Annotated in this window: 5 protein-coding genes; all 5 read right to left on the bottom strand. The window is 57.5% G+C overall.

The features are described 5' to 3' along the window. Positions 1-150 precede the first annotated feature (150 nt). Positions 151-654: a hypothetical protein gene (locus Q7U71_03145; protein MDO9390751.1), complete on the bottom strand. Its 504-nt coding sequence runs from the start codon at positions 652-654 to the stop codon at positions 151-153. 102 nt (positions 655-756) lie between these two features. Further along, positions 757-3,054: a PEP/pyruvate-binding domain-containing protein gene (locus Q7U71_03140; protein MDO9390750.1), complete on the bottom strand. Its 2,298-nt coding sequence runs from the start codon at positions 3,052-3,054 to the stop codon at positions 757-759. Positions 3,055-3,327: 273 nt separating this feature from the next. Beyond that, positions 3,328-6,291, bottom strand: a complete 2,964-nt coding sequence (locus tag Q7U71_03135) for a PEP/pyruvate-binding domain-containing protein (protein MDO9390749.1) — start codon at positions 6,289-6,291, stop codon at positions 3,328-3,330. A 20-nt stretch (positions 6,292-6,311) separates the two neighbouring features. Further along, a complete protein-coding gene (locus Q7U71_03130; protein ID MDO9390748.1) occupies positions 6,312-7,262 on the bottom strand; it encodes a methyltransferase domain-containing protein in 951 nt (316 codons plus the stop codon). A 154-nt stretch (positions 7,263-7,416) separates the two neighbouring features. Then, a partial coding sequence (locus tag Q7U71_03125; protein ID MDO9390747.1) for a hypothetical protein occupies positions 7,417-7,962 on the bottom strand: 546 nt, incomplete at its 5' end.

The raw sequence follows: 7,962 nt of genomic DNA, 5'->3' as shown, positions 1-7,962 counted from the left end.
TTGTCTGAACTCGGGCTTTGGCCAAGCCCTCAAACATGCAGACAAGCTTTTTCCGCCATCAACTGCGATGCTCACTGATCGTTTTAACGCGACATACCGGGATTGGCACCATTTGTTCTCCATGTTTTCTGAGCTGATTTGATAAACAATTCACATCTTTCTGGAATCATAGGCCCAATGAAGCATGGCCTGGCGCTGCCGGGGTCGGCAGTCAAGTTTCCCCTTGGGGCAGTTCTTCTTCAGGGCCGCCGCATGGCGCCGGATGGCCTTCCAGCGCCGGATCTGGCGGGCGTCCTCCTCCGGGATCCGGCGGCCAAGATAATAGCGGCAGTACCACTGGAACCAGCCCCGGGGGTCGGCCGGGTGGATCCAGCCCTTGTCCTGCCAGACCTTCAGCGGCTGGCTGGCATTGACCTTGAAGCAGTTCAGATCAGGGTCGTGGCGACTGGGGCAGAGCTTGGCCTGCTTGAACCAGCTGGCCGGGAATTCCTTCTGGCAGTCGGTCATGTACCTGCCGCCGAAGACGCCCAGCCTAAGCATTTGGGCCGGGGTCAGCTCCGGTTTAAAGTCGGGGTGAAAGTTCCTGCCCTCGGGCTCGGCAAGATGATAATAGCCCTGCTGCATCTTGTCGTTGATGATGATCTTTTTCTTCATTTTTCAGGGTCCAAAGGACAGTTGTTTGCGTTTAAGCTTTGGATGATATCTGCTGACAGCCGCATGGCTGGAGCTGGCTGGCTTGCCGAACCCTTGCCCGGACTACCGGGTCAGCGCGGCCAGGGCCTGTTCCCGGTCTCCGTCCATGTACACCGTCAGGGTGGCGCCGTCGGCCGCCTTGGGCACGTGGATCACCTTGACCACCTGCTCCAGATTCCGGGCCTGGGGCAGCAGCTTTCTCAGCACATTGGGCGAATGGTCGAAAAACTCCTGGTTGAAGGCGGCGCCCTTTTCGTCGGGATAAAGCGGCAGGTAGCGGATGCCGGCCTCCACCAGGTCCTGGAAGAAGTGGGTGCCAAAGGAAAGCTCGGGCACGTAGTCCTTTTTCTTCTTGGCCACCTCTATCAGCATGGCGGTGTTGTTGATGTCCGAGTATCCCACCCGGACCCCCAGCTTGATGTCGCCCCGGCTGCCCCAGCGGCCCGGCCCCATCAGGATGAACTTCTGGCGGGGCAGCTTCTGGTTAAGGTCGCCCACCACCCGGCCCACCTGGATCAGCTCCTCCATGTTGGGCAGGGCGTCGTACTGGATGGGATCGACGTAGACTATGTACTCGATGTCCTTCACCAAAGCGTTGGTGACATAGCGGCTGCCGGTGAACAGGATGTCGGAGGCCGGGACATCCTTGGGAACGGCCACGCTGGCGGCGCCCCCGGCCTGGCTCTGGGGCCGGCACTGCAGCAGGTACAGCTTGTGGATGTCGCCGTCGCAGGCGAACTCGATATCCACCGGAAAGCCCAGGGTGTCCTTTAAGATGTTCAAAATGTCCTTGATCTGGGGAATGAATGGTCCGTGGGTCAGCAGTTTGGAGAAGGTGACCACCGGCTGGCCCTCGCTGAGGTTGACCATGGTGCCGGTGGGCGAGAACAGCTGGCCCTCCTGGTAGATGGAGATCACCTGGGAGAGGGCCGGGAAATCGTTGCCGATCTCCTGGAACAGCTTGTCCACGGTGATGGTCTCAAAGCGGCGGGTCTCCATGTTCAGGAGGTCGATGTTCTTCTGGGAATACCAGAGCACCTCCTCGGGGCTGGCGTTGACCCTGAGGCCGGGCTGGCCGGGGCTGATCAGCACCGGGTAGTCGTCGCCCACCCGGTCCACCGCCCGGGTGCCCATCCCGGCCACCAGCCGGACGATGCCGTCCTGGCGCTTGATGCGGGGCGACCAGCGGAACTCGTTGTAGCTGAAGGCCACCCCGGCGTAGGCCGGAAAATAATACTTGCCCACCCGCTGGCCCACCACCTCCTGGATGACGATGGCCATCTCCTCGTTGAAGTCCAGCAGGCCCCGCTCCCGGCGGTACTCGATGGGGTCGGGCCCGAACACCGAGGCGTAGACCTCCACGATGGCGTTGGTCAAAGCCTCCATCTTCTCCCGCTTGGTTCCCTGGTTGGCCACGAACAGGCTCTTGTACTTTCCGGCGAAGGACGAGCCCAGGCTGTCCTCCAGCAGGCTGGAGGAGCGGACGATCAGGGGCCGGTCGCCGAAGTCGTCCAGGCACAGGGACAGCCCGGCGATTATTTCCGGGGACAGAGCCGAGTTTTTGAAGATCTGCTCCAGGTAGGGGTATTCCTGGCGGATCTCCACCGGGTCGCGGTACTTGATGGTGGGCATCTCCTCCAGGGCGTTGAAATGGAGGAAGTCCAATATGCCGTCCGAGGCAATGTACCAGGTCTTGGGGGTGACCAGGTTGCGCAGGGAGATATAGTCCTTCTTGGCGTTCATCAGGATCTTCTCGGCCCTAAAAAGCCCGGCCGCCTTGCCCCCCAGCTTGCCGTTGCCCAAAGAGGGCCCGATGGTGCGGGAGAGGGTCTGCATGAAGTCGGGCACCGTGGCGTGCTTCTTGGTGACGTTGATGTAGTGCATCTCCTCGCTCAGGAACCGGCGGATCAAAGCCACCTTGATGCCCATGTTCTCCTCGGGCGACAGGCTCTTCTGGGCGTCGGGCATGTTGGCGAAGCGCTGGACGGCGTCGGAGATCTCGGCCAGCGAGACGTCGCGCTTTTCGGAAGCCATGCCCAGAAAGCGGGACTGCTCGTGCTTAAGCCACAAGCTGATGATCCGGGCCAGCTCGTCATCGTCGATCTCCCTGGCCGCGATCTGGAATATCTCCTCCACAATGTGCTCCAGCAGGGACTGGTTGATCTTGGGCATGGGCTGGTTCTCGCTGTACTCCCAGTCGCTGGAGGTGGTGTCCAGCCGCTGCATCAGCTCCTCCACCTGCTTGATGTTGCGCTTGTAGAGGTAGTTGATCATCTTGCGGCCGATCCGGTTCAGCAGGATGGGGTTGGTGTCGCGCAGCAGGTCTACGATCACCTGCCATTCGGGCTTGTGGTGGGGCATAGCGCTGGCTCCTTGTGGGATTAGTTGTTGCTTAAGGTAATACTGGGGACGACAGTGGACTTTACACGGAAACCAGAAAAGACAGGAAACACGGAAATATTTTCAGGCTTTATTTGTTTGTGCTACGAATTGTAAAATCGTGCTACGGGTTAGGCCGGACCTCTCCCTTTATCCCTCCCCTGGAAGGGGAGGGTGGGCTGTCAGAACTTTAGTTTATGTTACTGGACTTTATGATCACAATCTGCGGGGATCTGCGTCCCATATAAAAACTCGTCACTCCTTGCTGATCAGCCCCATCCCGCTGCGGCCGTCGATCCGGGCCTCCAAAGGCTGGTCCAGATGCACCCAGCGCAGGTGCTCGGTGCTGTCCGTCACCGGCTGAGATTCCAGCCAGTCCCAGTCGATCCTGCCGTGCTCGGGGTCGGTGGGCACGGTGAAGTAGCCGATGCGGAGCGAGGTCATGTTCTGGAAGAAGTGCGAGCCCTGGGAGGGGTCCACGTTCATGTTGGGCAGGCAGGCCTCCACAATGGTACGGGCCTGGGAGATCTGGTCGAACTTCACCGGGATGCCCAGCCAGGGATCGCTGGAGCCCCAGCGGCCGGGACCGATCAGGACATAGGGGCGGCCCTGTTCCTTCAACTTCTTGTTCAGCTGTCCCACCTCATCGGCCATCTGGGGGGTGCGGGAGGCGTCGAAGGAGCCGGGCCGGACGTAGATGATGTCGCTTAGGGCCGTGACCCCGTTGCCCAGGGCCTTGTCGCTGAAGCAGAGGGCTTGTTGGATGTCTTTCGCCGAGACGTCGATCTTGACCAGCTCGTCCGAGACCACCAGCGGCCGCACCTGGAGGAAGCCGAAGTCGGCCGGAAAGATATTCTTGGGATCCAGACGGACCGCGAACTCCATCTCCACCGGGCAGCTCATGGCCTGGGAGGAAAGTTTCAGCAGGTGATCCAAAAGCTCGGCCAGGGGGAACAGCTTGTATTTAAGGATATGGGCAAAGCTGACGACGCGGGGGCCGGGCTGGCCGATCCCGTCCTGCAGCTGCTGGTTCTCAAAGGAGTAGGTGGAGCCCAGCCTTTCCAGCACCCCGTCCTTCTCGGCCTCTTCGATCCCCAGCTTCAAAAGATACTGGTCCTCATCGGCGTAGGCGGTGTTGGATCTGGGCCGCATGTCCACCGCGTAAAAGCTCTTCTGGCTGTTGTCCAGCATGTCATCGGCGGTGCCGAACTGGGGCAGGATCTCGGGGTAGGCCGGGGTGAAGCGGAGCGAGACCCCGCCGTCCACCACGCTTTTGCCCAGCCCCAGTGCCACGTTGACCACGCCGTCCTCCGGCTTGGCGTGGCCCACCGGGTAATAGTTGTAGGAGCGGGCCACCCCGGCGAAATCGGGATAATAGCGGCCGTTCCTATCCGCACCCACCACCTCCTGGATGATCACCGCCATCTTCTCCTCGTCCACCCGGTGGTTGGTGGACTCGATGTAGCTCTTGGCCTGCTTTAAAAAAGTGGAGGCCCAGACCAGCTTGATGGCGTTGTCCAAACTCAAAAACCGGGCGTCCAGATCGGACTGGTTGTTGGGGACCATCTTGGTGTAGTAGATGCCGGCGAAGGGCTGGTAGAGCGCGTCCTCCAGCAGGCTGGAAGAGCGCACGGCCAATGGTTTCCGGACCTGCCTGATGAAATCCCGGATGTCGCCCACCACGGTGGGGGGCAGGGAGGCGTTCAAAAAGGCGTTGGCGATGCGGGCGTCGGAATCCTCATCCACCGCCAGCTTGAACAGCTTGTTGTGGCGCATGAAATCGTCGAAGACGTCGGCGCCCAGCACCAGGGTCTTGGGAATGGAGATGCTGACCCCGGGATAGAGCGAGTGGTCAAACTGGGAGTTCAGTATCTTGTCCACGAAGGCCAGGCCCCGGGCCTTGCCGCCGATGGAGCCGCCGCCCATCCGGGTGAAGTGCCACTGGGGCACGTTGAAGCGCCGGGAATAATAGACGATGCTGCCCCGGTTCTGCCGGCGGTGGTTCTGGTCCAAAGCTTCCTTCAGCAGGAGTTTTAGCGATGAGACATCGTCGTTGTCGGCCAAGGCCAGCTTGGTGACCTGCTCGGCCAGCCCGAACTCGGTCCGGACCAAAAGCCAGCGCTTCAGGTCCCCCCGCATCAGGTTCCGGTGCAGCAGGTCCTGGGGAAGGCTGTCGATGACCGAGATGAATGATTCCAGATTGGGGATCCTGGCGGCCTCGCTGTTGTCGGCGTTCTTAAGCACCAGGTCGCCGAAGCCCATGTGCTCGACTAAAAGATGGCGGAATTCATCCGTCAATGACGGCGAGCCTTTCAGCAAAAATTCGGCCTTCAGGCCGGAAGCTATCTGCTCGGTCTCCGGCTCGCTGGACTGGATCACCAGCGGCAGGTGGGGCAGGTCGCGGCGGATCATCTTGGCGAATTCTATCCCGGCCTGGGGGTCCAGCTTTCCGTTTTTGGGATAGCGGACGTCGGTGAACACGCCCAGCAGGTTGGCCTTGAACTTTTGATATATCTCCACCGCCTGCTCATAGTTCTGGGCCAGGTGCACCCGGGGCCGTCCCCGCTGGCGCAAGGCCTTTTGGCTGAAGCCCAGGTCCTCGTTAAGCAGCCGGTCGGTCTGGTCCCACAGTTCGTCAAACAGGACGTTCAGATAACTGGAATAGAAGCTTATGGAATCTTCCACTATCAATAGATTGGGCAGTCCCAGGGCCTTGGTGTCGCTCTCGGCGTTCTTGAAATCCTCCATCAGCTGGATGATCCCGGTGAGTATCTTGCCATCGCCCTGCCAGACGAAGATGCCGTCCACCTTGGTAAAATCGTTCATCTGCTGGAGCCGGGCCAGCTCCGGGGTGTTGAAGGCCAGGATCACCACCGGCAGTCCGGGCAGGATCTCCTTGGCCTTTTGGCCGAAGGTGAAGGGGTCCATGTCGCCCAGCCGCTGGATGCAGACCACCAGGTCAAAGCTTTCTTTGCCCAGCAGCTCCAGGGCGTTGGCCCCGCCGGTGACCCGGGTGATGGAGGGGACGTAGCCCAGGTCCCGCTGTTTGTAGGCCTGGCCCAGCAGGTCGGCCAGCCGGCCGTCCTCTTCCAGGATGAAGGCGTCGTAAAGGCTGGCGGCCAAAAGCACCTTGCGCACCTTGTAGGGCATAAGGTTCAAGAGCTTCTGGGCAAAGGGGTCCAGGATGGCCTGCTGGTCGATGTTGATGGGTGTGGGCATGATTTCGAGTTACAAACAGTTTATTTTTTTATTATAATATCAATGGACGGATAAAAGAAACCCTTGCTGATTTTGGGATATATCCTCCGCAACAAATTATGATATCCAGAATCCAGGGAAAACGGGAAAAATGGCCGCCGGAAGTAATCCGCCACATGAAATTTGTCTGCCGGAATATTCAAGGCTATTTCCATCTCATGAAAGCTAACCCCCCGGCCCCTCCTTAAAAAATGCAGAACATTCTCATCCGTATGTATCCGGTACAATTCTTTGAAATTTTCCTTAGAGCTGAACCTGGAATAATCGAAGGCCGCATCATCCGGAAGCCAGTTGAAAAACGGTAAAAAAGAGGTATGACCGTCAAAATACCATAATCTGTTCGGCGTTTCTACAATGCTTAGGTATGCGCCCTTTGCCAATAGATCATAATATTTCCTTAAGCAGTCAATCCTTTCATCATGCACCATATGTTCCATGGCCGCAAAGAAAATTATCAGGTCAAATTTCCGCCCCCGCAAATCGTCACATATTGCAGCGGCATTGCCGGAAACCATCGTGGCCGGCACATTATAAACCCTGCACCTGTCACGGGCCACTTTTAAAGCTCCTTCATCGATGTCAATCCCTGTTACATTAGCCCCTTGTTCTGCCAGCGCAATCGTGGATGAGCCTGTTCCACAGCCTATTTCCAAAATATTGGCCCCTTTCAACGGGACTGTTTTATTGAACCAAGGGATGTAGGTGATCCTGTCGTTTTCCAGCCGGTCAATCAAATGCTCTTTTAAGTCAACGGCATAGGATTCGCTGGTATAGTGCTTTTCACTCCTCCAGCCCTGATGGTAATTATTTCTTATGGACAGTTCAATCTCTTTAAGCCGGGAAGGATCCAGTTTTATCTGCTGGTTCTTTAAAATATCGGGCACTTGAAATTTGCGGATGTGCTTTAAAATCGTTCTGGCAGTATTTACCATTGTTGTATTTCCCCCAATATTTATGATATCGCGCTTATCTGTCCTGTTTGAGCGTTCTCTCTGTCTGCCGCAATCTCTATTCTATATAGTTCTATGGGCTTAATACACCCTGCTGCAGGCAGGGTTGGCAATCACCCCGGCATAGGCTATTGTCTCAGGTCAATTCCGCCAAAGTTTTTTTATACAGGTAGGCTGGGGTCTTATCGTAAAGCTTCCGGAACAGCTCCGCGGCCTCCCGGCGGCAAGCCTCTCCTCCGGCCAGACGGTAGATCTGCAAAAGGACTGCGGCCTTTTGATCGTCATCGGGGGCAGATGGAACAAGGGTTTTCAGCTGTTCAATTGCGGTCTCCTTGTTTTCAGCCGCCGCAAGCCGGGCCAAAAGCACATCAAGTTCGAAAAGCACATTCTGGCGTTTTGTTTTTTGAGCCATTTCCCGGGCTTCCGGGATCAAAGCCAGAGCTTGGCAGGGATGTCCGTTTTCCAGATAAAGTTTGGCTAACCGGGCCAGATAGCCGCACAGGTAGTGATTAAATCCGAAGCTGCGGGCCACTTCTATGGATTGAACGAAAGCTTGTTGGGCTTCGGTAAAATCTCCTTTTTCCGAATGCGTCACCCCCAGCATATAAGAGCCGTAACTTAAAATGGGTTTGTCATCAAGCCGGCGGGACAAGGCTATTTGTTTTAGAAAGCATTCGATGGC

The sequence above is a fragment of the bacterium genome (genome assembly GCA_030655055.1).
Classification (GTDB): domain Bacteria; phylum Edwardsbacteria; class AC1; order AC1; family EtOH8; genus UBA5202.
The sequence above is the reverse complement of the archived record's forward strand: the minus strand, read 5'-3'. Positions and strand labels throughout refer to the sequence as shown.